The following is a 22,090-nucleotide window of genomic DNA, read 5'->3' as shown; positions in this document are numbered from 1 at the left end:
TGCCGGGCAAACATGGCTAACAGAACCTTTCTGCCGCCCTCCGGGACTCGCCACAAATCGTCAAGACATTGAAATCACGTAATTTTCCGTGTTGGCACGGCTTTCGCTGAGAAGGAGCCGAGACCCGGCGGTTTGGGAGAACCTGACGGTCTCGTTCACGGGGTCGGCCAAGGCGCTTGGGAGAGCGAGGTGGCGGATCTCACTCAGGGGAGATTTCCGATGCAGAACGCGCTTCTGATCGGCTTGTCACGGCAGATGACGTTGGAACGGCAGATGGATGTCATCGCCAACAACGTCGCCAATGCCAACACCAACGGCTTCAAGGCCGACCATTCGCTGTTCGAGGAGTACCTCAACTCGAACGCGCGCGAGGACAATTTCATCGGCGCCGACCGCCGGGTCTCCTATGTGCAGGACCGCGGCACCTTCCGCGACGTCGGCCAGGGGCCGATGGAGCCGACCAAGAATCCGCTCGACATGGCGATCAGCGGCGGCGCCTATTTCGCGGTGCAGGCCAATGGCGGCGAGTTGTACACCCGCGACGGCAAATTCTCGCTCAACAGCACCGGCCAGCTCGTCACCGCCGACGGTAACCTCGTGCTCGGCAATTCCGGCCCGATCACCTTCCAGCCGACCGACCACGACATCAACGTCGCACCCGACGGCACCGTCACGGTGCTCGAAGGCACGGCGCGGACCGACTCGATCCGCGGCAAGATCCGCATGGTCTCGTTCGACGATCCGACCAGGCTGACCAAGCTCGGCGCCAATCTCTATGCCGCCGGCTCGGCCAACCAGCAGGCCGACACCAAGTCCACGTTGCAGCAGGGCTATATCGAGAAGTCGAACGTGAATGCGGTCAGCGAGATGACCCACATGGTCGAAGTGATGCGCAGCTACACCGCCGTCGCCAACCTGCTCCAGCAGCAGAGCGACCTCCACAAATCGGCGATCGAAAAGCTCGCCGACGTTCCGGCCTGATTGAAGGAGAACTGACATGCAGGCGCTTCACACCGCAGCGACCGGAATGGCGGCACAGGAACTCAACGTTCAGGTGATCTCCAACAACATCGCCAACCTGCGCACCACCGGCTTCAAGAAGCAGACGGCGGCGTTCCAGGACCTGATCTACGAGCATGTCCGCCGCGTCGGCGCCCAGGCCTCGGACCAGGGCACCATCCTGCCTGTCGGCGTCGACATCGGCGGCGGCGTCAAGACCGTCGGCACGCCGCGCAGCATGACGCAGGGAACGCTGTCGCAGACCGGCAACGATCTCGATCTCGCGATGTCGGGCGAAGGCTTCTTCAAGATCCTGATGCCCGATGGCACCTACCAGTACACCCGGGACGGCACCTTCCAGATGGACAATCAGGGCCGCATCGTCACCGCGCAGGGCAACCCGGTGCAGCCGACCATCACCATCCCGAACAACGCGTCCGGCATCTCCGTGAGCGAGCAGGGCCAGGTCTCCGTGACGCTGCCGGGCTCGTCGAGCTCCTCGATCATCGGCCAGATCGGCGTGACCCGGTTCATCAACAAGGCGGGCTTGCAGCCGGTCGGCAGCAACCAGTTCACCGAGACCCCCTCGTCCGGCGCGCCGCAGGACGGCACCGCGAACGCCGAGGGCTACGGCAAGATCACGCAGGGTAGCCTGGAGCAGGCCAATGTCGACGTCGTCTCGGAGATGAGCGACCTGATCGCCGCCCAGCGCGCCTACGAGATGAACGCCAAGGTCATCAGCGCCGCCGACCAGATGATGCAATCGACCACGGCGCTGTTCCGCTGAGATGATGACGATGATCCGCACCACGCTCGCCACGATCTCCGTCCTCTTCGCGCTGGCGCTGCCGGCAGAGGCCGCGGACGACGGCATCGCGGCGCCGACGCTGCGCGCCAACGTCACCGTCACCGCCGACGTGGTGCGGATCGGCGACCTCATCGACAATGCCGGCTCGGCCGCGCTGATCCCGGTCTATCGCTCGCCCGATCTCGGCACCACCGGCGCGCTGCCGGTCGCGCAGGTGCTGTCGGTGCTGCGCGCAAAGCAGGTGATCGGCGTGATGACCGGCGACATCAAGGAGGTGTCCGTCACCCGCCTCACCCGTACGCTCGCCAACAAGGACCTCGAAAACGCGGTTGCCACAGCGCTCGAGCGCCGCTTTGGCCTTGGGGAAGCCGCCAACATCACGGTCACCTTCGACCGCGGCATCTCCGACATGCGCCTCGATGCCTCCAACACCGGCGCGCTCCAGCCGGTCGCAACCCGCTATGACGCCCGCAGCGGCCGTTTCGACATCGCCTTCGAGATCGGCAACGACAACAATCCGGCACCGACCAAGCTGCGGTTCACCGGCACCGCGATCGAGACGGTTGAGGTGGCCGTGCTGACCCGCGACATCGACCGCGCCGAGCTCTTGAAATCCTCCGATGTCACGCTGGAGCGCCGGCCGAAGGCCGAGGTCACGGGCGAGCCCGCCTCGCGCGACCGCACCATCGGCATGCAGCTGCGCCGGCCGATGCGGGCCGGCACGCCGATCCGCGTCGCCGACATCGTCAAGCCCGACTTCGTGCAGCGCGACCAGAGCGTCACCATCATCTACCAGGTGCCCGGCCTCTACCTCACCACGCGCGGCAAGGCGATCGAGAGCGGCGCCGAGGGCGACACCATCAGCATCCTCAACCTGCAATCCAAGCGCACGCTGACCGGCGTCGTCACCGGCCGCGGCGAGGTCACCGTCCAGGGCGCGAGCCAATCTGCCCCGATGGCGCCTGCGGTCGAGCAGACCTCCTCGCTCAAGCGCGACGAAGTGCCGGCTGCCGCAGCCCTCGCCCGGAGCCTGGTCCAGGCCCCGACGTCTCCGGCCCAGATCGCACAAGCCCAGATCCCGCAAGTCCGCGTCTCGCAAGCTCCAGCCAAGTCAGAGTAAGTCATGTCCACGTTCAGTTCGGCTTTCCGTCTCCGTCGCGTCGCGATTTCCGCCCTGCTGCTGGCGACTTGTGCGCTGGCGAGCGGCTGCTCCTCGATCGACCGCCTGTCGCAGATCGGCGAGCAGCCGAAGCTGTCGGCGATCGACAATCCGACGACGCAGCCCGGCTACAAGCCGGTGCAGATGCCGATGCCGAAGCCGGAAGTCGCCTCCTACAATCCGAACTCGCTGTGGCGCAACGGCAGCCGCGCCTTCTTCAAGGACCAGCGCGCCCGCCAGGTCGGCGACCTCCTGACCGTGACCGTGAACATCACCGACAAGGCCAACCTCTCCAACGAGACCCAGCGCAGCCGCACCAACTCTGAAGATTCCGGGATTACCGACTTCATCGGCGCCAAGACGATCACCCAACCCAACAAGATCCTGCCCGGCCGCATCCTGACCGCCGACTCCACCGCCTCCAGCGACGGCAAGGGCTCGGTCACTCGCGCGGAAGCCTTGCAGACCAACGTTGCCGCTGTCGTCACCCAGGTGCTGCCGAACGGCAACCTCGTGGTCGAGGGCAAGCAGGAGATCCGCGTCAATTACGAGATCCGCGAGCTCATCGTCGCCGGCATCGTCCGCCCCGAAGACATCCAGAGCGACAACACCATCGATTCAACCAAGATCGCACAGGCCCGCATCGCCTATGGCGGCCGCGGCCAGATCATGGACGTGCAGCAGCCACGCTACGGCCAGCAGGTCATGGACGTGCTGCTGCCCTTCTAACCATCTCCCGAGCTCCCACATCGTGTTCGCGAACCTAGGCGCGAACGACGATGTACGACGCGGCCTCCGGTAGCTCCCCTGCCGGAGGCCGCATGTATTTTTGGGTGACGATCGTTGTGAGCCCTCGGCTTCGCCGCCAGTTGGTGCATTCAAGTCTAGCCCAACCTCCGTCATTGCGAGCGCAGCGAAGCAATCCAGACTGCCACCGCGGAGAGACTCTGGATTGCTTCGCTGCGCTCGCAATGACGGCGGAGAGACCGTGCATGCGTCACGCCGCCTTGCGCGACGACGTGGAGGGGCTACGTAAACTCCGCCTCCACCGTCCCGAGCCCCTCCAGCTCCATCCGCACCTTGTCGCCGGCCTTCAGCCACAGCGTCTTTACCAGGCTCCCCGTCAATACGAGCTGTCCCGCGTGAAGACCCTTGCCCTCGGCGGCGAGGTGGTTGGCGAGCCAGGCGAGCGCGTTGTGGGGGTGGCCGAGCACGTCGGCACCGGTGCCCTGGCTCACCTCCTCGTCGTTGACGATGGCGCGGCCCTTCACCGACCTCAGATCCGGCACCGACGAGCGCGGAACCGACGGACCCAGCACGCAGCCGGCGGCGAAGAAATCGTCGGCGATCAGCGTCGGCGCGCCCATCGTCTCCCACTTCACATAGCGGTCGTCGACGATCTCGATGGCGGGATGATAGGCATCGACGGCCTCACCGACCCATTCGGCCGTGAATGGTGCTTCGCCAACGGCAAGGTTCCGCTTCAGCCGCACCGCGATCTCGCATTCGACGCCAACGCGGACATAGTTGGAGGCGGCGAGCTTGGCGCCGCTGTCATGGACGCCCTTCTGGAACACACCGCCGCCGCAGGGATGCGGGATGCCGATATAGTCCTGCATCACCTGGCTGGTGCAGCCGATCTTGTAGCCGACGAGCGGCCCGACATGGGGCAGCAGGAGATCGTGCACGGCGCGCTGGACCTCATAGCCCTCGGCTTCGTCGGCAGGGGGACGCTCCAGCGCCGCAAGCGGCGCATGGTTGCGGCGCGATCGCGCGATCGCCTTTGCGGCTTCGAGAATCTTGTCCATCGGCGCCGCCTCCCACGCTACCCATTCGAGGGCGGCACTTCAGCATCCCCGCCCGGGCATGACAAGCCACGGGCAACCTCACGCCTTGACCAGGCCGAGCCGGATCAGGCTCTCTGCGGTCGAGAGGATCGCCTCCTCGTTGGAGCGCGCCTTCCAGCCAAGCTCCGCCCGCGCCTTGGCGCTGGTGGAGCGGCGTACCTTGCCCAGCATCGGCACGACCGCCTGCAACAGCGGAACTCGGGTCGCGGCCAGCCGCACCACCCAGTCCGGGGCCAGGAGCCGCGGAACCCGGCGCGCCCTTGGTCCCAGTTCCCGCCGGAGCAACCTGGCGATGTCGAGGATCGACATCGTCTCGCCGGAGACGGCGATGAAGCGCTCGCCTCTGGCTTCCGGCGCCGTCATGGCCCGCAGGTGCAGATCCGCCACGTCGCGCACGTCGACCACGCCGAAATAGACCCGCGGCACCGCCGGCATGGCGCCGTCGAGCAGCGATTTGACGATCTCGATCGAGCCGGAGAAGTCCGGCCCCAACACGGGGCCGAAGATGCCGGCGGGGTTGACCACCGACAGCTCCAGCCCGTCCCCTTCGCGCGCGACGAAATCCCAGGCCGCCCGCTCGGCCAGCGTCTTGGATTTGATGTAGGGCTGCACGTCGGCGCCCCCGAGATTGGTCCAGTCGGTCTCGTCGAAGGGCGCGTCACGTGGCGGATGGCCGTAGCCGATCGCGCCCAGCGACGAGGTGATGACAACGCGCTTGACGCCGGCATCGCGCGCGGCACGCAGTACCCGCAATGTGCCGTCGCGGGCCGGGATGATCATCTCGTCCTCGTGGTCGGGCACCCTGGTCGAGAGCGGAGAGGCAACATGGAGCACGTAGTCGCAGCCGGCGACCGCCTCGCGCCAGCCCTGGTCGGCCGTGAGATCCGCGGTGAAGAAGGACAGGCTATGGGGCGAAGCCACCCCACCCTCGCGCAGCATCGTCAGCACCTCGTCCCGCCGCTCCGGCCGGCGCACCGTCGTCCGCACCGTGTGACCGGCGGCCAGAAGTTGCAGGACGACATGGATGCCGACGAACCCGGACCCGCCGGTGACCAGAACAGTGCTCATTGCCAAATTCCCTCGATGCGGGCCGGCGAATTGGTTCCGCCACCCTGCTCAGGGCCGCATCTGGTCACTATCTCTTTCCGGACAAGTAGAATGGATTTCGAGACCGGTATGGAAAACCTGACCAGCCTTTGCGACGCCGACTGCGATTGCAGCCCCGACGCTGCCCTGCTCGACGACTTCAAGCGGGCCATCCATGCCCTCGGCGGCAAGTGGAAGCTGGAGATCCTGTTCGCCCTGATGAACGGCGCGGTTCGTTTCGGCGCCTTGCGGCGGTCGGTCGGCGGCATCACCCAGCACATGCTGACCACGCAACTGCGCGAGCTCGAGCAGGACGGCCTGGTGTCGCGGACCGCCTTCGCCGAGAAGCCTCTGAGAGCTGACCGAGGCGGCCTACGGTCTGCTGCCGGCGTTTAAGGAAATATTGAGCTGGTCCAGGCTTTATGGCGACGCACGCCTTGCGGCGTCGCAGGAGGCCTGATTGCAGCAATGCTTGATACTGCTGGATCGGTGTCTCAGCATCCGAGTCGATCTCGTTGACGCGACTCGCAAAATCCCCCGCACCCGAAGTGAAGGCTGTTTCTCATCCGAACTCACGTGAGCTCGGAGGAAGGGACTCTAGCCTATTGATTGCGATTCATTTTTCGAGATTGCGCTCGCGCTGAGACGCGCGGCGGCAGGCGGCAGACAAAATGATCATCGCGGCGCCAAACGGCGCCTTGCGTCCAAAAACAAAGAGCCGCAACGCTGCGGCTCGGACTCTATTCGTCGCGATAGACCTTCTCGCGTTTCTCGTGGCGCTCCTGCGCCTCCACCGAGAGCGTCGCGATGGGCCGTGCCTCGAGCCGCTTCAAGGAAATCGGCTCGCCGGTCTCCTCGCAATAGCCGTAGGTGTTGTCCTCGATGCGCTGGAGCGCGGCGTCGATCTTGGCGATCAACTTGCGCTGGCGGTCGCGGGCGCGCAGTTCGATGGCACGGTCGGTTTCGGACGATGCCCGATCGGCGAGATCGGGGTGGTTCACGTTCTCCTCCTGCAGGGCTTGCAGGGTGAGCTTGGACTCCTTGAGGATCTCATCCTTCCAGGCGAGGAGCTTCAAACGGAAGTACTCCTTCTGCCGGTCGTTCATGAAAGGCTCTTTTTCGGTCGGTCGGTAGTTTTTCAACTTTTCCAAGGGCGGCCTATCTGTCTAAGCAACGACTCGCAACGGAACGGGTCCGCTGAGCGGGGCCTTATATAGCGGCCTCCTGTGACAGACAATATTTCCCTGACCGCTTGATTGGCGCCCCCAAGCCCTTGCACAGGAAGGTTTATCCGCAAAGGCCCGGGGGCGGTTGACGGCTCAGTAGCCGACCGTGAAGCGCTGCCTTGCATGGGCCGGCCGCTCGATCTCGTCGGCGAGCGCAATGGCGTAGTCGGCGAAGGTGATCCAGCTCTTGCCGTTCGCATCTGCGAGAAGCTGATCGGTCCCGAGCCGGAACTTGCCCGTCCGCTCGCCCTCGATGAACAGCGCCGACGGCGAGATGAAGGTCCAGTTCAGGTCCTTCTCCTGCCGCAACAGGTCGAGAAATGCGGAACCCTTTTCCGCCTCGGCCTTGTATTGGGCGGGAAAACCTTCAGTTGTGACCAGCTTTACGCCCGGCGCGACTTCCAGACTGCCGGCCCCGCCGACCACGAGGTAGCGCCCCACTTTGGAGTCCTTCGCCGCGCCGATCAGCTTGAGCGGGTCGCTGGCGAGGAAATGCACGGAACTCACAGCCGCGTCATGCCCGGCCCACAGCTTGGTGAGGCCGGCCTGGTCGAGCACGTCCCCCTTGGTGGGCGTGACATTCGGCAAGGCCGCGATCTTCTCGGGGTTGCGCGCAATGGCGGTGACGCTATGGCCACGGCGGGACAGTTCCTTGGTGATTTCCGACCCGGCCCGACCCGAGGCGCCGGCGACTGCGATTTTCATGGAAGGCTCCTTTGCTTCTATAGTAACTAATGGAGACTAGATATCGCAAAGAATGCTGGTGTTAAGAGAGCACTTTGTGCTTACCTGATAACGCTGGAGTAACCGGCTGCGTGTTCGCAAGCGGCAGAACGGAATCTGAGGACCCGACGATGAAACCCGACGTCTATGCAGCGAACTGCCCCACGCGCCAGATCCTCGATCGCGTCGGCGACAAATGGGCGGTGCTGATCCTCCTGCTGCTGCGCGAGGAGCCGATGCGCTTCAATCAGTTGCGCCGCACGATTGAAGGCATTTCGCAGAAGATGCTGAGCCAGGTTCTCAAATCGCTCGAACGCGACGGACTGATCAGACGTCGCGCCATCGCGACCGTGCCGGTGACGGTGGAGTATTCGATCACGCAGCTCGGGCTGACGCTGGCGGCGGCGGTCGACCCCCTGCGCGACTGGGCCGAGCAGAACCTGAAGGACGTGCTCGCCGCCCAGCGCCGCTATGATTCACAGCAGAAGGAGGAAGCGGCGTAACACCGCTTCACGAGCGCCTCGGAAGATTGGATGACGGTCAGGCCTGCCCGGCCTTGGCGAGTTCGACCTCGACGCGCAGCTCGATCTCGGAGAGCACGGCATCGAGACCGGGATCGCCGGACGAGGACTTCAGGTTGGCCGCGGCATCGCGCAGACGCATCACCGTCGACGCGTCGAGATTGCCGGACAGAAGTCCCATCTTGAGATCGTCGAGCACGTCGAGCGCGGTCCTGCCCCGGGCGACCGAACGCTTGCGGCGCTCGACCGGATCCTCCTCGACGCCTTGCAGTGCCAGCAGCGCATCGATGTTGGCGGCGGCCTTCGGCGCTGCGGCGGTGCGCGTCTCCTGTGCCGACGAAGTATCGGGCAGCACGAAGGTGCCGGAGCCCGTCCGCCTGGCCTGGCTGGCCGGCGTTCCGAGCGTGGTGCCGTTCGGTCCGTAGATGCGCATCGCAGCAATCCGGGTGATCGATGCACCAGCTTCGCCGCGTTATGGTTAACGGCGCGTAAACGGCCCGGCAAAATCTGCCGACAGGCGGCAGTTTCGCTCCTCAGGGCGAACGACCGCTGACACTGGTCGAAACAGATTTATTCAACCTATTCAGCCACCTATCCCGCTGCCCCGGGTTGGCACAGCGCTCGCAAGGAAAGCGCCGGACCAGCTCGTCATGGGAGTGTCGCAGATGGTCCTTTGATTTGAGGAGCCTCGGGGAGCAGAGGATGCCAGGCGTTCGTTGGGTGAGGATTGTTGGGGTGGCCTGCGTCGCGCTGTCAGCGCTGGCGCTGTCGGTCACGTCGGCGGCTGCGACCTCGCGCATCAAGGACCTCGCCAATATCGAAGGCGTGCGGCAGAACCAGCTCATCGGCTACGGCCTCGTCGTCGGCCTCAACGGCACCGGCGACACGCTCAACAACATCCCCTTCACCAAGCAGTCGCTGCAAGCGATGCTCGAACGCATGGGCGTCAACATCCGCGGCGCCACCATCCGCACCGGCAACGTCGCCGCCGTGATGGTGACCGGCAATCTGCCCGCCTTCGCCACCCAGGGCACGCGCATGGACGTCACCGTCTCCGCGCTCGGCGACGCCAAGAACCTCCAGGGCGGGACCCTGCTCGTGACCCCCCTGCTCGGCGCCGACGGCAACGTCTACGCGGTGGCCCAGGGCTCGCTTGCGATCTCCGGATTCCAGGCCGAAGGCGAAGCGGCCAAGATCGTGCGCGGCGTGCCCACGGTGGGCCGCATCGCCAACGGCGCCATCATCGAGCGCGAGATCGAGTTCGCGCTCAACCGGCTGCCGAACGTGCGCCTGGCGCTGCGCAACGCCGACTTCACCACCGCCAAGCGGATCGCAGCCGCCGTCAACGACTATCTCGGCGTCAAGACCGCCGAGCCGATCGATCCCTCGACGGTGCAGCTTTCGGTCCCACCGGAGTTCAAGGGCAACGTCGTTGCCTTCCTGACCGAGATCGAACAGCTCCAGGTCGATCCCGATCTCGCCGCCAAGATCGTCATCGACGAACGCAGCGGCATCATCGTGATGGGACGCGACGTCCGCGTCGCCACCGTCGCGGTGGCGCAGGGCAATCTCACCGTCACGATCTCCGAGAGCCCGCAGGTAAGCCAGCCCAACCCGCTGTCGCGCGGCCGCACCGTGGTCGCGCCGCGCAGCAGCGTCACCGTCACCGAGGACGGCAAGAAGCTCGCCCTCGTCAAGAACGGCGTCTCGCTCCAGCAGCTTGTCGACGGCCTCAACGGCCTCGGCATCGGCCCCCGCGACATGATCAGCATCCTCCAGGCGATCAAGGCCGCCGGCGCGATCGAAGCCGACATCGAGGTGATGTGATGCAGACCGGCATGATCAGCACGCCGCACGCCGTCAGCTCCTCGGCCTTCTCCGTGGAAAGCCGCAACGGCCGGCCGGACTTCGAGCTCGCGAGCGCCCTGCAAAAAGTCTCGCCGCAGCAGCAGGCCAAAGCGCAGAAGATCGCCACCGATTTCGAGGCGATGTTCCTCAACAGCATGTTCGCGCAGATGACGTCGGGCCTGAAGGGCGAAGGCCCGTTCGGCGACACGCCGGGCACCGGCGTGTGGCGCTCGATGCTGACCGAGCAGTATTCCAAGAACTTCGCCAAGGCCGGCGGCGTCGGCATCGCCACCGATGTCTACCGCACCCTCATCATGCAGCAGGCGAAAACGATCCGCACGGCATAAGGTCAAACGACATGAACCATTTCAACGCCTCACGTCAGCCGATGCAAGCGCAGCGCCCGAACACCGCGCCCGGCAGCGCCGAGGCGCGCAAGCTCGCCGAGGACCTGATGGATGCGATGAACGCCCTGCTCGGGCTTATCGAGCACGAGACCGAGCTGGTGCGCGCCGGCAAGGTCCGCGAGGCGATGACGCTCGAGGGCAAGAAGCAGGAACTGTCCCGGAACTATGTCGGCGCCGTCAGCCAGTTGAAGGCGAACCAGCCCCACCTTGCGAAGTCCGCGCCCGAGCTGCTCTCGACGCTGCATCGCCACCACGACGCATTCCGCGCGATGCTTCAGGTCAATCTCACCGTGCTCGCGACCGCGCATGCGGTTTCCGAGAGCGTCGTGCGCGGCGTCAATGCCGAGATCCAGAAGCGCAACGTGCCGAACACCTACACGGCCGCCGGCCGTCGCGCAGCTCCTGGCCCGCGCCACATCACCCCGCTCGCGGTCAGCCGCTCGCTCTGAGCGCCAAGCGAAAACAAGCGACAATTTTACGAAAAACCGCGCGACGATCTCGTCGCGCGGTTAGGCACGTTTCCTAACCGGGTCTTCAATCCTGGTGGTTCATGGTTGCGCGATTAGAGGGGTTGGGATTTGACTCACGTAAGGCAACCAGGAGGCTGCCATGAGTACAGATTTCAGCATCAGGCCGGTGGGGATACCGGCCCCCGCGCCAATCGTGACGACGTCGAATTCGGCGGCGAACGAGGCCGTGCAAACCGATTTGCCGGTGAGCCAGACCGTCGCCGCGAGCGATACCAGCGCGGCCGTGCGCAACGATTTGCCGAATAACCAGAATGTCTCGCGTCAGGTCGTGTTCGACCAGGCGGCTGCATCCTTCGTCTTCCAAATCGTCAACGACAAGACGGATGCTGTGGTCAACCAGTTCCCCGACGAAGCGATGCTGCGCCGGCGGGCCTATTTCCATGCACTGGATATGAAGTCCGAACCCTCGCGTCCGCTCAATACGGACCTCAGCGCCTGACGCTCACGTGGCGCGCGTGGCGACGGCGGAGTCAATATAGGTCGCGCCACTCGCGGGATCGGTGACGACGTTCTTGACCTGGGCCTTGCCGTTGCCGGTCAACGTGAACTTGGTGTTGCCGAAACGAAACGCCGAGTCCTTGATCAGCACCTGCTGGTACTGAGACGTGCTACCGCTCTCGTAATGGACCTGCGCGCGGAAGCCGTCGATCTGCGAGATGCTGAGCGAGAATTTCTTGCCGTCGGCATACTTGCCGGCCCATGCGCCCTGATAGAGCGTCGGATCGACCGCAACGTATTTGGTCGCGCTTGGAATCGACATGCCGGCGGCCTTGTACGAGCTCGACAGGATGCTCATGACGTCGGCCACGGCGCCTCTCCGTTTACGGCCGGCCGGACAGACCGGCCGCAATGTTGCGGTTGATCTCGATCAGCGGACGAAAATGATCGAACTGCGGGGCGGCCTGGAGCGCGGCGGTCTGGCTCAGCACGAACACGCTGATGTTGGCGATCTTCTGCCTGACGTCGAGCGGCTGCGGATTGGTGTCGCGCATGGCCTCGCTGAGGAAGATCGTCCAGAGCTTGCGATTGAACATCAGCGCCTGCATGGTCTGCTCGCTGAGCGGATCTGCGCTGTTGATCGCATCCTGCAGCTTGTTGGCAGCCTTCAGCAGCGTTTGCGCTTCGATGTCGCGAGGAGAAGCGGTGGTCGTGGCTACACGCGCATAGGCTGAAGCAGCAGAACTCGACATTCGTCACCCTGGAGGTTTCCTGGCCCGTTTGACAGGCTTAAGGATTTATTTCCCAACCCTAGGCAGCACCGCTTAAGATTTGCTTACGCGAGAGCATCGAGGCACTCCGGACAAATACGGTCGCGGAGTCCACCTCTATCCCAAGGCTAAATCCGAGTGCGCGCACTGTAAATGGTTGCATCCATCATGCGCACATCTGGGCTAATCGACGGTTAGCGATCTCTCTCAAAAAGAACGGCGAAGCCTTGGCTTCGCCGTTGTTTCATCCGTCGCGTTCGTCGGTCTCGCGCTCAGCGGAGTAGCTGCAGCACGCTCTGCTGCGACTGGTTGGCCAACGATAGCGCCGAGACCGCGATCGACTGCCGCGTCGAGAGCGCCTGGCTGTTGGCCGCCTCCTCGTTGGTGTCCGCAAGCGTCAGGCTCGAGGAACCGGTCTGTAGCACGTTGATCAGGTTCTTGCTGAAGTCCTGCCGGATCTGCACGATCGACAGGTTCGAACCAAGGGTCGACGCTTCGGAGCGCAAAGTAGTGCTGGCCGCATTGAGCGACGTCAGGATGGCGTTCGCCGAGTTCGAGTCCAGGAAATCAACGCCCTGGTTCAAGGGCGCAAGGCTGAGCCCGGCGTCGTTCAAGGTCACGCCTTGAATGGTCAAGGTCGAACGCCCCGTCTCGTTGAACACGAGCTTGAGCGTATCACCGTTCAGCAGGTTCACGCCATTGAAGGAGGAGTCCTGCGCGGTGGTGTTGATCTGCGCGAGCACGTTGTTGTACTGCGCGACGAGATTGGCGCGCGTAGCCTGCGAATTCGCATCCGCGACGGGCGGCTGCGCGATCAGACCATAGAAGGGCTGACCGCTCGCCGCAGCCGTGCCGCCAATTGCGCCGATCGTCAAGGAAGCGGCATCGTTGGAGGTGACGATATTGATGCGACCCGTCGGGTCGATCGTTGCTTGCAGGTTGTTCGACGCCAGCACCGCGTTGAGCTGATTGAGCGTGGAAATCTGCCCGGTGCCGGTGCCGAAGGTGATGCTGGTGGCGGTGCCGCCGCCGGTCGCGCCGATCGTCAACGTCTTGCCGCTGAGCGGGGGCGGGACGCGGGCGGTGGTGCCGGCGGTGAGGCCGAGCGCCGTGAGCACGTTGCCCGAGCCGGAGATCGCCAGATCCTGGTTCGTACCGGTGCTGAGCACGAGATGACCGGTACCGTCGACGGTCGAGGGCGTACCGGCGCCTGTGATGCCATCGATCGCGCTCAGCACGCTCTGCACCGTCAGGGTGCTGCCGGCGCCGATGCCGATCGTGACGTTGCCGAACGAGTCGGTGGTCGAGGTGGTTTGCGCGGTCGAGAAGGTGATCGTCTTGCCGTCGACCGTCAGGACAGAGCCGTTGGTGATGGCGGTCGCCAGGTTATCGGAACCCGCGCCAGCGGTGCCGACCAGCCTGGTCGCGCCAGTGATCGGCTGCGCGCCGCTGGTATTGTCATTGTTGACGATGCCGCCCGTGACCGTGTTGTTGGTGTATGCGGAGCCCAGCAGGTTGTTGGCGGTTGCACCGGTGATCGCCGCCGAGGTCACGTTGGACTTGGGCGAATAGCCCGTCGGACTTTGCAGCACCTGGCTGGCGATCGACTTCGCGCTGTCGACCAGCTTCTGTAGTGAGGTGATGCCGGTATTGGCGGCCTGCAGCACCTGCACGCCGTTGCTGATGCCGTCGAGGAGATTGCTGATGTCGCTGGCGCGATTGTCGAGCCCCTGGGCGGTGAAGAAATTGGTCGGGTTGTCCAGCGCCGTATTGACCTTCTTGCCGCTGGCCAGCCGCTGCTGCGTGGTAGCAAGCAGGTCGGCTGTCGACTGCAGTGACAACAGGTTCTGGCGAACTGATGCCGAGAGAACGATGTTGGACATTGGCGGATCTTCCTCTTGAAGCGCGACGCTGTACGAATCGGGGCTCGCCGATCGGGGAATGTACTTTTGTCCAGTCTTAGGGGGTCTCCTTTAAATTAAGGTTAATGGCGGCTTAAGCCGTAAGGTTAATGATGCGTTAATCCACTACGGTTCCCGGATATAGGACCAGCCGTAACGCACGACATAAAAAAACGGCGGGGCAAAAGCCCCGCCGCGATGCCTTGACTGGCGATTTTGGTCGCGTATCAGCGCAGAAGCTGCAACACGCTCTGCTGCGACTGGTTGGCCAGCGACAGCGCCGAGACCGCGATGGACTGGCGGGTCGACAGCGCCTGGCTGTTGGCCGCTTCCTCGTTGGTGTCGGCCAGCGTCAGGTTGGACGAACCGGTCTGCAGGACGTTGATCAGGTTCTTGTTGAAATCCTGGCGGATCTGCACGACCGACAGGTTCGAACCCAGCGTCGATGCTTCCGAACGCAGCGTGCTGCTGGACGCGTTGAGCGTAGTCAGAACCTTGTTGACCGAAGCGTTGTCCAGGAAGTCGGTGCCAGATGTCAGCTTCGCAAGGCCGAGGCCGGCCGGATCGAAGGTGACGCCGGTGATGCTCAGCGTCGACTTGCCGGTTTCATTGAACGTCAGCTTCAGCGTGTCGCCGTTCAGCAGGTTGACGCCGTTGAAAGACGAATCCTGCGCGGTGGTTTTGATCTGATCAATCACGTTGTTGTACTGAGCGATCAGGCTGGCGCGGGCGTTCTGCGAGTTGGTATCCTTCACCGCGGCGGCGAAGGCTCCTGCGCCGAACAGCTTGCCGGAACCGATCGCCGTGCCGCCGATGATGGAGCTCGTCAGATTCTGCGAGGCTTCATCGTTCGTGGTGGTGATGGTCAGCTTGCCATCCGTGCTCAGCGAGGCGGTCAGGTTGCTTGAGGCGAGCTTGGTGTTGAGTGCGTCGAGCGTATTGACCTGGCCGGCGCCCGTGCCGATCGTGATGGTCTGGGCGGCGCTGCCGTCGATCGCACCGATCGTCAGCGTCTGACCGCTGAAGGTCGACGTCGGCGCCGTTGTGCCGGCGGTGAGGCCGACCTTGGCGAGCGCTGTACCGCCGAGCGTGATGCTGCTGGAGGTGTTGCCGGCAGTGATCGTCAGCTGGTTGCCGGCGATGGCCGCCGCGGAGCCGGTGCCAAGAGCCGTCTTGATCGCATTGGTCAAGTCGTCCGTGGTTGCAGCCGTGGTCGCGGTGGTGTTCAGATTGATGGTGCCGTCCGGATCCGTGGTAACGGTGGCAGTACCAGCGCCGGCAGCCGTGACCTTGATCGTCGTGCCGTTGACGATGATCGTGTCGCCAGCAGTAAAGCTACCGCCAGCCGCGGTCGTCAGGCCCGAAGCCGCCGCAAGAGTGCCGGTCGCAGTGCCGGTCAGCGTGGCGGCGGTGGTGGGGTCGCCGAGCAGGTTCGTGGCGGTCGCACCCGTGATCACCGCCGAGGTGAAGGTCGACTTGGAGGAGTAGCCCGACGGCTGCTGCAGCGCCTGGTTGGCGATCGACTTGGCGCTGTCGACCAGCTTCTGCAGCGAGGTGATGCCGGTGTTGGCGGACTGCAGAACCTGCACGCCGTTACCGATGCCGTCCAGAAGGTTGCCGATGTCGCTGGCGCGGTTGTCGAGGCCCTGGGCGGTGAAGAAGTTGGTCGGATTGTCGAGAGCCGAGTTCACCTTCCGGCCCGTCGACAGACGTGACTGGGTGGTGGCGAGCAGGTCGGCGGTGGACTGGAGGGAGAGCAGGTTCTGACGAACCGATGCGGAGAGAACGACGGACATATGATGTTACCTTTCTGGTAGCTACGCGTCTTGCCTGGCTCTTCTTGACCCAAGCGACCGCGGAACCGTGCCGCCAAGGCTCTAAGAAAGGATGAAATGAAAGCAGCACTTTCCGGGGAATACGGCCGCTGAATCGACTTCGGCCTCTGGGCCAGGCCGCGCGGCAGATCGCACATCGTTGAGATTGCTTGTGATTTCCTGCGCCCCTGGACGCGTTTACGTGCTGTTAACCGTATTCAGCAAGGATTACCGCCAAATCAGGGTCGGCACCGTTATCTGCCGGGGCGCGACCGTCGCTCATCAGAACAAGAGTTGATGGAGAACAGGCATGGCCCTCAAGGTCGAGCTCAGACCCCACGAACGCATTATCGTCGGCAACTGCGTGATCACCAACACGGATCAGCGCGCCCGTTTCCTGATCGAAGGCGACAACGTCCCGATCCTGCGCGAGCGCGACATCCTCACGCCCGAGACCGCGGACACGCCGGCCAAGCTGGTCTACCTGGCGGTCCAGCTCATGTACATCTCGCCGGACCCGCAGACCCAGCACGGCACCTATTTCAACCTGGTGCGCGACATCGTCACCGCCGTGCCGAGCGCCTGGCCGATCATCGAGGACATCAACAACAACATCATGAGCGGCGATCTCTATCGCGCGCTGAAGGATGCCCGCAAGTTGATCGCCTATGAGGAGAAGCTGCGCGACCAGTACGCCGCCACGCATCCCAAGGGTGACGTCAGCTCAGCGGCCTGATCACCACCGCTCAATCGGCACGTTCTTGCCCAAACGAAACGGCCCCGGATCATCTCCGGGGCCGTTTCCGTTCCTTGCGTTTCGCGCTCACTGCGCCGCGAGCGGCGGCGCCTCGATCTCGATCAACCTGTCGCTGCTTCGCCGCCCACCGAACTCGAGCACGGCCGCGACCAGCGCATCGATGTCCGTCTCCTCGGTGCGGTGATTGACGATCGCGGCGCGGATCGCGAACCTGCCGTCCAGCGTGGTGCTCGACGGCGCCGCGACGCCGGACTCCTGGATGTCGGCGACGATCTCGCGATTGACCGCATCATCGGCGCGATAACGGAAGCAGACGATGTTGAGGTTGACCGGCGCCAGCAGCTCCAGCCGCGGTTCGGCCAGGACGCGCGCTTCGAGGTATTTCGCCAGCGCACAGCTTCGCGCGATCACCGCCCCCAGCCGGTCGGTGCCGAACGTCTTCAGCGTGAACCAGGTCTTCAGCGCGCGGAAGCCGCGCGACAGATCCGGGCCGAGATCGCAGGGCCAGACCGCGCCCGCCGCAAGCCCCCTCGCCTCGCGGCGCAGATAGGCGGCCGGCTGCGCAAAGGCCTGCCGATGTTGCTCGCCGTCTCGCACCAGGAGGAAGCCGGCATCGTAAGGGACCTGTCCCCATTTGTGGAAGTCGAGCGCAATCGAGTCCGCAAGCTCGATGCCGCCGAGCAGCGGCGCGAGCTCGGGTGACAGGATCGCGAGCGCACCGAAGGCGCCGTCGACGTGAAACCAGATTCCTTCCTCGCGGCACAACCGGGCGAGCGCCTCGAGGTCGTCGATCGCTCCGATATCGACCGTGCCGGCGGAGGCGACAACCAGGAACGGCTTGAAGCCGACCTCGCGATCGGTCGCGATCTGCGCGCGCAGTGCGGCGACGTCGATGCGATGATCGGAATCGACGTCGATCTTGCGCAGCGCATCGGTGCCGAGCCCCGCAATGTCCATCGCCCTGGAGACGCAGCCATGCGCGGCCTGCGACGTATAAGCAGTGAGCAACGCACCGTCATTGCCGATGCCGTGCTGTCGCGCAAGCGTGCCAAGCGCGCTGGTGCGGGCCACCAGCACCGCCATCAGATTGGCCATCGACGTGCCCGTGACGAAGATACCGCTCGCGCTTTCCGGAAAGGCGAACAGGCGGCGCATCCAGTCGACGATCTGGCGTTCGACCTCGATCGGCATGTGGTCGCGCCCGCCGAGATTGGCGTTGAGACCCGCCGCCAGCATTTCCGCAAGCATGCCGACCGCGGTGCCACCGCCGTGCACCCAGCCCATGAAGCCGGGATGGACGTTGCCGGTCGCATAGGGCGCGACGTGCTCGACGAATTCGCGGTAGACTTCGGCGAGATCATCTCCCTCGCGCGGCAGGTCCGCCTTGAACGCGGCGCGGACGTCATCGGGAATAGGCTGCCATACCGGGCGCGCACGAACATTGGCGATGCCGTCGATCGTCTCGTCCAGCATGCGATGGGCGAGCGCGCGAAACTCGCTCCAGTCCTGCGGATCGAGCGACGTGTGAAGAACGGCGGCCTGCGCCTTGCGGATCATCTCGTTCACGACGCGCTCCTCGCACCCGCTTCCGCACGCCGTGACAGCATCGCCGTGAACGCGGCGAAGATCTTGCGCATCTGCGGCGGCTTGTATGGAAACACGGCCGGCGAATCCATGTTGTGCACGACGGCGGTGTTGTCGGCCTCGAAGACCAGAAGCTCTCCCTGCTGGTTCTCGGCGCAATCGACGATGAAGTAGTCGAGGCCGACGCGCCTGCTCATCTCGTCGAGCGCGCTCTTGTGGCGCGCCGCGAAAGCGTGGTCGAAGTCGAGCATGAAGACGGCTTCTTCAGCGCGCTTTTCCACGTTGAACGCCATGTTGGCGTTGAGATACCAGATGTCCCAACGATCGGCGATGGCCATGTGGCAGGCGTAAGGTTTGCCGTCGACCATCGCGAGGCGATATTTGCGATAGAGCCCGTCGGGGCTCACATAGTCGACGAAGCGCGCGACGAAGAACTCCTGCTCCTCCCGCTCCGCTAGGTAGGCGGCGAGTGCGCCGGCGTCGTCGATCTTCGCGAGCCCGACGCCGGCATGGGTGCCGCGCGGCCGCACGATCATTGGATAGCGCAGCTCGCCGACGATCTCCGCGCATTCGATCCGACCGTGCGACAGATCCGTCAGTTGCGCGCGCGTCGCGCCGACCGTTGCGGGGATGTCGAGACCGGCGATACCCGAGATCAGTCGGTAAAGCTTGTCGCGGTCGAGATTGGCGATGAGGTTCGGCCGATTGAGCAAGGGCCGTGGCCAGCGCGGCGCGGCGCGCTCGATGACGGCGAGTGCCTCGCGGCACTCCTCCGAATCGGACGCGACGACGATGGCGACGTCGTGATCGGGCAGTTGCTCGGGCAGACCCACGCCGTCGATCACATAGAGCGTCAACAGCTCGATGTCGGTGTCCTCGAGCAGAAATTCGATCGGCGTATTGCCGCCCATGTCGATCGCGGCCGCAAGCGCGAGCACGCGCAGGCGCGGCTTTTCGACCGCGCAGGGCGAACGAAACAGACGATGAAAGGTGAGCACCTCGGCCTGGATCGCGAGGCCCGCCTGCTTCTCGCCGAGAAGCTGGGCAATCAGCGACAGATCGAGCCCCTCGCCCGCCTGCGCCGTACCTTCGGAAATCCTGGCGAGGAGCTGGTCGCGCAACGGGTGCAGATCCACGCCCTCGAAGGCCTGGCGCGTCAACTGCGCAAAGCCGATGCGCTCGGCAAATTGCGCCGACGCAGTCGTGCCGATCGGCGATAGAGCTGGATGTTGCATTTCAAACCTCAACGGCGTGGGCATGCGGCTCCGCCGCGCCGGCGGCGCGGTCAAGCAGCAGTTCGATCTTCACCAGGATATCGGCGATCCGATCGAGTGTGTTCTGTAGATTTCTCTGCGATTGCGCGACATCCGCCGACCAGGCATCGGTCACGAGCCGGGCACCGACGCACAGGCGCAGCACGGCCTGAGATGTGACGTCCGATCGCTCCAGCCGGACCGGCTGGCCGACCAGGCCGCGTTGGGCCGCGACCTGCCGGTCGGCCGCGCTGCCGGCGACGTCGTCGTTCATGTCCCGCGCCAGCGCCCGATGGGCCGCGCTGGTGTCGGCGATCGTGACGGGCTTGCCGCCGCGATGAAGCGTGAAGGGAAAGATCGTCGTGTGGACGAACTCCTCGTCATCGGTACCGATGGAGTCGCATGCAGGTCGAATGGCGCGGAACGACGGCGTCAGCGCTATCATGCTCTCGATGCCGATCCGAAGTTCGGCGAGCGCCCTCGCGCGGAAAGCGCCCGGCACGGCGTAGTAGCTGCCGATCTCGGCGAGCGCAGCCTCCCAGCGCAGCCATTGACCAAAATTCGGCCGCCGCTCGAAGCGCGATCGCAGCGTCGTCCAGGCCTTCGGCCAGTCGCTGCGGCCGGCATAGTCGAAGAAACCGGGTGCGATCTCGCCGACCCGGTCGAGCGCGCGGGACAGCCCTTTCGGCACCAGCAGCGCACCGCTGAAAGCGGGACCTCCGAAGAATTTCGAGCCGGTGATCAGAACCATGTAGCCACGGTCGAGATACGAGCGCAGCCGCCGCCGTCCGAGCCGCGCCTGGCACGCATCGACGACAACCTGCACCCTCCCCGGCCAGCGCCTCCCGATTTCGTCAAGGCAGGCCGCACTCGGCGCGCGCCAGCCCAGTTTTGATGAATCCATGATCTGGAGCAGAACGCGGCGACCTTGCGCGAGGCTGGTCTCGACCGCGCGCAGCACCGCGGCGTCCGCATCCGCGCGCATTGCGATCTCGCTGGCGGCCTCGAGCAGCGGCACCGCGATGCTGTCGCCGGCGAGTCCTGCGACCGCGCTGTCCTTGCGGACCGCGGAGCCGCTTGCCGTCATCGAACTGAAGTGATGTCCGCGCGCGGTCTGCGCGGCGCCGCTTCCGGTCTGATCGGCACCGACTACGATCGTCACGGGCGGCGCGCCGAGCACTGCGCGCGCCAGGAATAGCGCGTGGAGCTGGGAATCGGTCCCGGACGGCGAGAACACGACGTCGATGCGCGGCGAAAGCTGGAGATGACCACGCAGCTCGTCGCGCATGTCCTCGCAGCGCGCATCGAAGGCGATCTCGACCTCGTCGAACAGGCACTTGTGCACGAGTTCCTCCCGCGCCAGCGCGGCACGGTCATAGGCGGCCTGCGAGATTGTCGATGCGGTCGAGGAGGCGAAATTCCAGACCTCCGGCTCCGGCGACGGCGCGCAGCCATATGCATTCAGCCGGGTTCGCGGATCGAGCGCCAGCCGAGGATCTCCGCCTGAGACGAGCAGCGTATCGAGAGGCGTGAAGAGATCGCGCAGGCGGTAGCGCGAACCGCCGTCGACGGCCCGTTCCATGGTCGGGCGACGGGATGCGCCAGTGCTCATCCCGAAAGCCTCACGCCGCATCGGCCGCAGGCGACGGCGCGAATTGCGAGGCGATATCGCCGTGGAATACCGACGGCCCGACGTGGTCGAGCGAACTCTGGATGTCGGCCCAGATCTCGCCGCCGATATCGGTCCAGCGCTTGCAGAAGGCGAAATCTTCCGAGAGATAGGTGCCCGTCGCAGGGTCGATCATGCATTCGAACAATGCGAACCGGTTCTGGCTCGCCGCCAGCGTATCGTGCGAGTGCTCGCGGAAGAATTGCAAGGCCGCGTAATCGGGATGGCGGCACATCGCCTCCAGCACGTGACGCCGGATCATCAGAAAGCCGGTGCCGGCATAACGCACGCGGGTGAAGCCGTTGACCACCACGATGCGGTCGGGATCCTCGATCTCGAGCACGTAGTCGAGCGAGGCGGCCGGCACGTCGGCCCGGCCGGACTGGATCGCCCGCTTCGCCTTGTCCCAGTTGACCCGCTTGATCGGATAGCAGCCCGCTACGACGTCGGCACCGCACTCGATCAGCCGGAACACCTGCTCCGGCTTGAAGCCGATGTCGGCATCGATGAACAGGAAGTGCGTTGCCTTGGGATCGTCCAGGAACATCGCGACCAGATTGGCCCGCGCCCGCGTGATCAGCGCGTCGCCGTCGCGCAAATGCACCTTGAGATCGAGATTGGACATGCCGTGCACCGCGCGCTGGAGCGCGAAGATCGAGCTCGCATAGATGCTCGATACCTGCCCGCCGAAACACGGTGTGGCCACCACCAGCTGCATCTTGTCCGACATCTCCGCCCCCCCCCCAAGGC

Annotated in this window: 23 protein-coding genes and 1 pseudogene; 11 read left to right on the top strand and 13 right to left on the bottom strand. The window is 64.7% G+C overall.

Going from position 1 to position 22,090, the window contains the following annotated elements; all coding sequences use genetic code 11:
- The first annotated feature begins 219 nt into the window (after nt 1–219).
- From flgF to flgH, 4 genes are read left to right on the top strand one after another with little or no spacing between them, the layout of a single operon-like run.
- Nucleotides 220–981 (top strand): flagellar basal-body rod protein FlgF, encoded by a 762-nt coding sequence (flgF, locus tag GPL20_RS27720; RefSeq protein ID WP_157333622.1) that lies wholly within the window; start codon nt 220–222, stop codon nt 979–981.
- Nucleotides 982–997: 16 nt separating this feature from the next.
- Nucleotides 998–1,786, top strand: coding sequence for a flagellar basal-body rod protein FlgG (flgG, locus tag GPL20_RS27715; protein ID WP_157333620.1), 789 nt, complete (start codon nt 998–1,000; stop codon nt 1,784–1,786).
- Nucleotides 1,787–1,796: 10 nt separating this feature from the next.
- The gene (gene flgA / locus GPL20_RS27710; RefSeq protein WP_167533244.1) at nt 1,797–2,927 is read left to right on the top strand and encodes a flagellar basal body P-ring formation chaperone FlgA; all 1,131 of its coding nucleotides are present in this window, start codon (nt 1,797–1,799) and stop codon (nt 2,925–2,927) included.
- 3 nt (nt 2,928–2,930) lie between these two features.
- A complete protein-coding gene (flgH, locus tag GPL20_RS27705) occupies nt 2,931–3,695 on the top strand; it encodes a flagellar basal body L-ring protein FlgH (RefSeq protein WP_157333618.1) in 765 nt (254 codons plus the stop codon).
- Nucleotides 3,696–3,994: 299 nt separating this feature from the next.
- Here the strand turns inward: flgH and GPL20_RS27700 are convergent, their stop codons facing one another.
- Both GPL20_RS27700 and GPL20_RS27695 read right to left on the bottom strand, forming a co-directional pair.
- The gene (locus GPL20_RS27700; protein WP_157333616.1) at nt 3,995–4,774 is read right to left on the bottom strand and encodes a 2-keto-4-pentenoate hydratase; all 780 of its coding nucleotides are present in this window, start codon (nt 4,772–4,774) and stop codon (nt 3,995–3,997) included.
- Nucleotides 4,775–4,852: 78 nt separating this feature from the next.
- Nucleotides 4,853–5,881, bottom strand: coding sequence for an SDR family oxidoreductase (locus GPL20_RS27695; RefSeq protein ID WP_157333614.1), 1,029 nt, complete (start codon nt 5,879–5,881; stop codon nt 4,853–4,855).
- A 90-nt stretch (nt 5,882–5,971) separates the two neighbouring features.
- Here GPL20_RS27695 and GPL20_RS27690 point away from each other — a divergent pair.
- A pseudogene (locus GPL20_RS27690) lies at nt 5,972–6,359 on the top strand (winged helix-turn-helix transcriptional regulator).
- A gap of 280 nt (nt 6,360–6,639) precedes the next feature.
- Here GPL20_RS27690 and dksA read toward each other — a convergent pair.
- Complete coding sequence (dksA, locus tag GPL20_RS27685) at nt 6,640–7,005, bottom strand: RNA polymerase-binding protein DksA (protein WP_085966600.1); 366 nt, start codon at nt 7,003–7,005, stop codon at nt 6,640–6,642.
- A gap of 213 nt (nt 7,006–7,218) precedes the next feature.
- Nucleotides 7,219–7,830, bottom strand: coding sequence for an NAD(P)-dependent oxidoreductase (locus tag GPL20_RS27680; RefSeq protein ID WP_157333612.1), 612 nt, complete (start codon nt 7,828–7,830; stop codon nt 7,219–7,221).
- 149 nt (nt 7,831–7,979) lie between these two features.
- Between GPL20_RS27680 and GPL20_RS27675 the strand changes: the two genes are divergently transcribed.
- Nucleotides 7,980–8,351, top strand: coding sequence for a winged helix-turn-helix transcriptional regulator (locus GPL20_RS27675; protein WP_157333610.1), 372 nt, complete (start codon nt 7,980–7,982; stop codon nt 8,349–8,351).
- 37 nt (nt 8,352–8,388) lie between these two features.
- Here GPL20_RS27675 and GPL20_RS27670 read toward each other — a convergent pair whose 3' ends face one another.
- Nucleotides 8,389–8,802 (bottom strand): flagellar assembly protein FliX, encoded by a 414-nt coding sequence (locus GPL20_RS27670; protein WP_157333608.1) that lies wholly within the window; start codon nt 8,800–8,802, stop codon nt 8,389–8,391.
- 269 nt (nt 8,803–9,071) lie between these two features.
- On the opposite strand from GPL20_RS27670, the gene GPL20_RS27665 reads away from it, so the two are divergent.
- The 4 genes from GPL20_RS27665 (at nt 9,072) to GPL20_RS27650 (ending at nt 11,593) form a co-directional block, all read left to right on the top strand.
- Complete coding sequence (locus GPL20_RS27665) at nt 9,072–10,196, top strand: flagellar basal body P-ring protein FlgI (protein ID WP_157333606.1); 1,125 nt, start codon at nt 9,072–9,074, stop codon at nt 10,194–10,196.
- Nucleotides 10,196–10,564 carry a flagellar assembly peptidoglycan hydrolase FlgJ gene (gene flgJ, locus GPL20_RS27660; RefSeq protein ID WP_157333604.1) on the top strand — a complete coding sequence of 123 codons (369 nt, stop codon included), beginning with the start codon at nt 10,196–10,198 and terminating at the stop codon, nt 10,562–10,564. Before GPL20_RS27665 ends, flgJ begins: the two co-directional genes overlap by 1 nt.
- 11 nt (nt 10,565–10,575) lie before the next feature.
- Complete coding sequence (locus GPL20_RS27655) at nt 10,576–11,073, top strand: hypothetical protein (protein WP_157333602.1); 498 nt, start codon at nt 10,576–10,578, stop codon at nt 11,071–11,073.
- 160 nt (nt 11,074–11,233) lie between these two features.
- Nucleotides 11,234–11,593 (top strand): hypothetical protein, encoded by a 360-nt coding sequence (locus tag GPL20_RS27650; RefSeq protein ID WP_157333600.1) that lies wholly within the window; start codon nt 11,234–11,236, stop codon nt 11,591–11,593.
- Nucleotides 11,594–11,596: 3 nt separating this feature from the next.
- On the opposite strand, the gene GPL20_RS27645 is transcribed toward GPL20_RS27650, so the two are convergent.
- The 4 genes from GPL20_RS27645 to GPL20_RS27630 form a co-directional block, all read right to left on the bottom strand.
- Complete coding sequence (locus GPL20_RS27645; RefSeq protein ID WP_254125995.1) at nt 11,597–11,962, bottom strand: hypothetical protein; 366 nt, start codon at nt 11,960–11,962, stop codon at nt 11,597–11,599.
- Between the two features lie 13 nt (nt 11,963–11,975).
- Nucleotides 11,976–12,344: a flagellar biosynthesis regulator FlaF gene (gene flaF / locus GPL20_RS27640; protein ID WP_157333598.1), complete on the bottom strand. Its 369-nt coding sequence runs from the start codon at nt 12,342–12,344 to the stop codon at nt 11,976–11,978.
- 290 nt (nt 12,345–12,634) lie between these two features.
- Nucleotides 12,635–14,245, bottom strand: a complete 1,611-nt coding sequence (locus GPL20_RS27635) for a flagellin N-terminal helical domain-containing protein (protein WP_157333596.1) — start codon at nt 14,243–14,245, stop codon at nt 12,635–12,637.
- Nucleotides 14,246–14,490: 245 nt separating this feature from the next.
- The gene (locus GPL20_RS27630; RefSeq protein ID WP_157333594.1) at nt 14,491–16,059 is read right to left on the bottom strand and encodes a flagellin N-terminal helical domain-containing protein; all 1,569 of its coding nucleotides are present in this window, start codon (nt 16,057–16,059) and stop codon (nt 14,491–14,493) included.
- 328 nt (nt 16,060–16,387) lie between these two features.
- Between GPL20_RS27630 and flbT the strand changes: the two genes are divergently transcribed.
- Nucleotides 16,388–16,813, top strand: a complete 426-nt coding sequence (flbT, locus tag GPL20_RS27625; protein WP_157333592.1) for a flagellar biosynthesis repressor FlbT — start codon at nt 16,388–16,390, stop codon at nt 16,811–16,813.
- 87 nt (nt 16,814–16,900) lie between these two features.
- Here the strand turns inward: flbT and GPL20_RS27620 are convergent, their stop codons facing one another.
- Genes GPL20_RS27620 through GPL20_RS27605 form a run of 4 tightly spaced genes read right to left on the bottom strand, consistent with a single transcriptional unit; the run spans nt 16,901 to nt 22,070 of the window.
- Entirely contained in the window at nt 16,901–18,400 is a 1,500-nt protein-coding gene (locus GPL20_RS27620; RefSeq protein ID WP_254125993.1) for a pyridoxal phosphate-dependent decarboxylase family protein, read from the bottom strand.
- The gene (locus GPL20_RS27615) at nt 18,397–19,653 is read right to left on the bottom strand and encodes an ATP-grasp domain-containing protein (RefSeq protein ID WP_157333590.1); all 1,257 of its coding nucleotides are present in this window, start codon (nt 19,651–19,653) and stop codon (nt 18,397–18,399) included. Before GPL20_RS27615 ends, GPL20_RS27620 begins: the two co-directional genes overlap by 4 nt.
- A 1-nt stretch (nt 19,654) precedes the next feature.
- On the bottom strand, nt 19,655–21,304 hold the full coding sequence (locus GPL20_RS27610) for a hypothetical protein (protein WP_167533243.1): 1,650 nt from the start codon (nt 21,302–21,304) through the stop codon (nt 19,655–19,657).
- Nucleotides 21,294–22,070, bottom strand: coding sequence for a hypothetical protein (locus GPL20_RS27605; RefSeq protein ID WP_157333588.1), 777 nt, complete (start codon nt 22,068–22,070; stop codon nt 21,294–21,296). Before GPL20_RS27605 ends, GPL20_RS27610 begins: the two co-directional genes overlap by 11 nt.
- Nucleotides 22,071–22,090: the final 20 nt, after the last annotated feature.

It is taken from the genome of Bradyrhizobium cajani, from assembly GCF_009759665.1.
Taxonomy (GTDB): domain Bacteria; phylum Pseudomonadota; class Alphaproteobacteria; order Rhizobiales; family Xanthobacteraceae; genus Bradyrhizobium; species Bradyrhizobium cajani.
The sequence above is the reverse complement of the archived record's forward strand: the minus strand, read 5'-3'. Positions and strand labels throughout refer to the sequence as shown.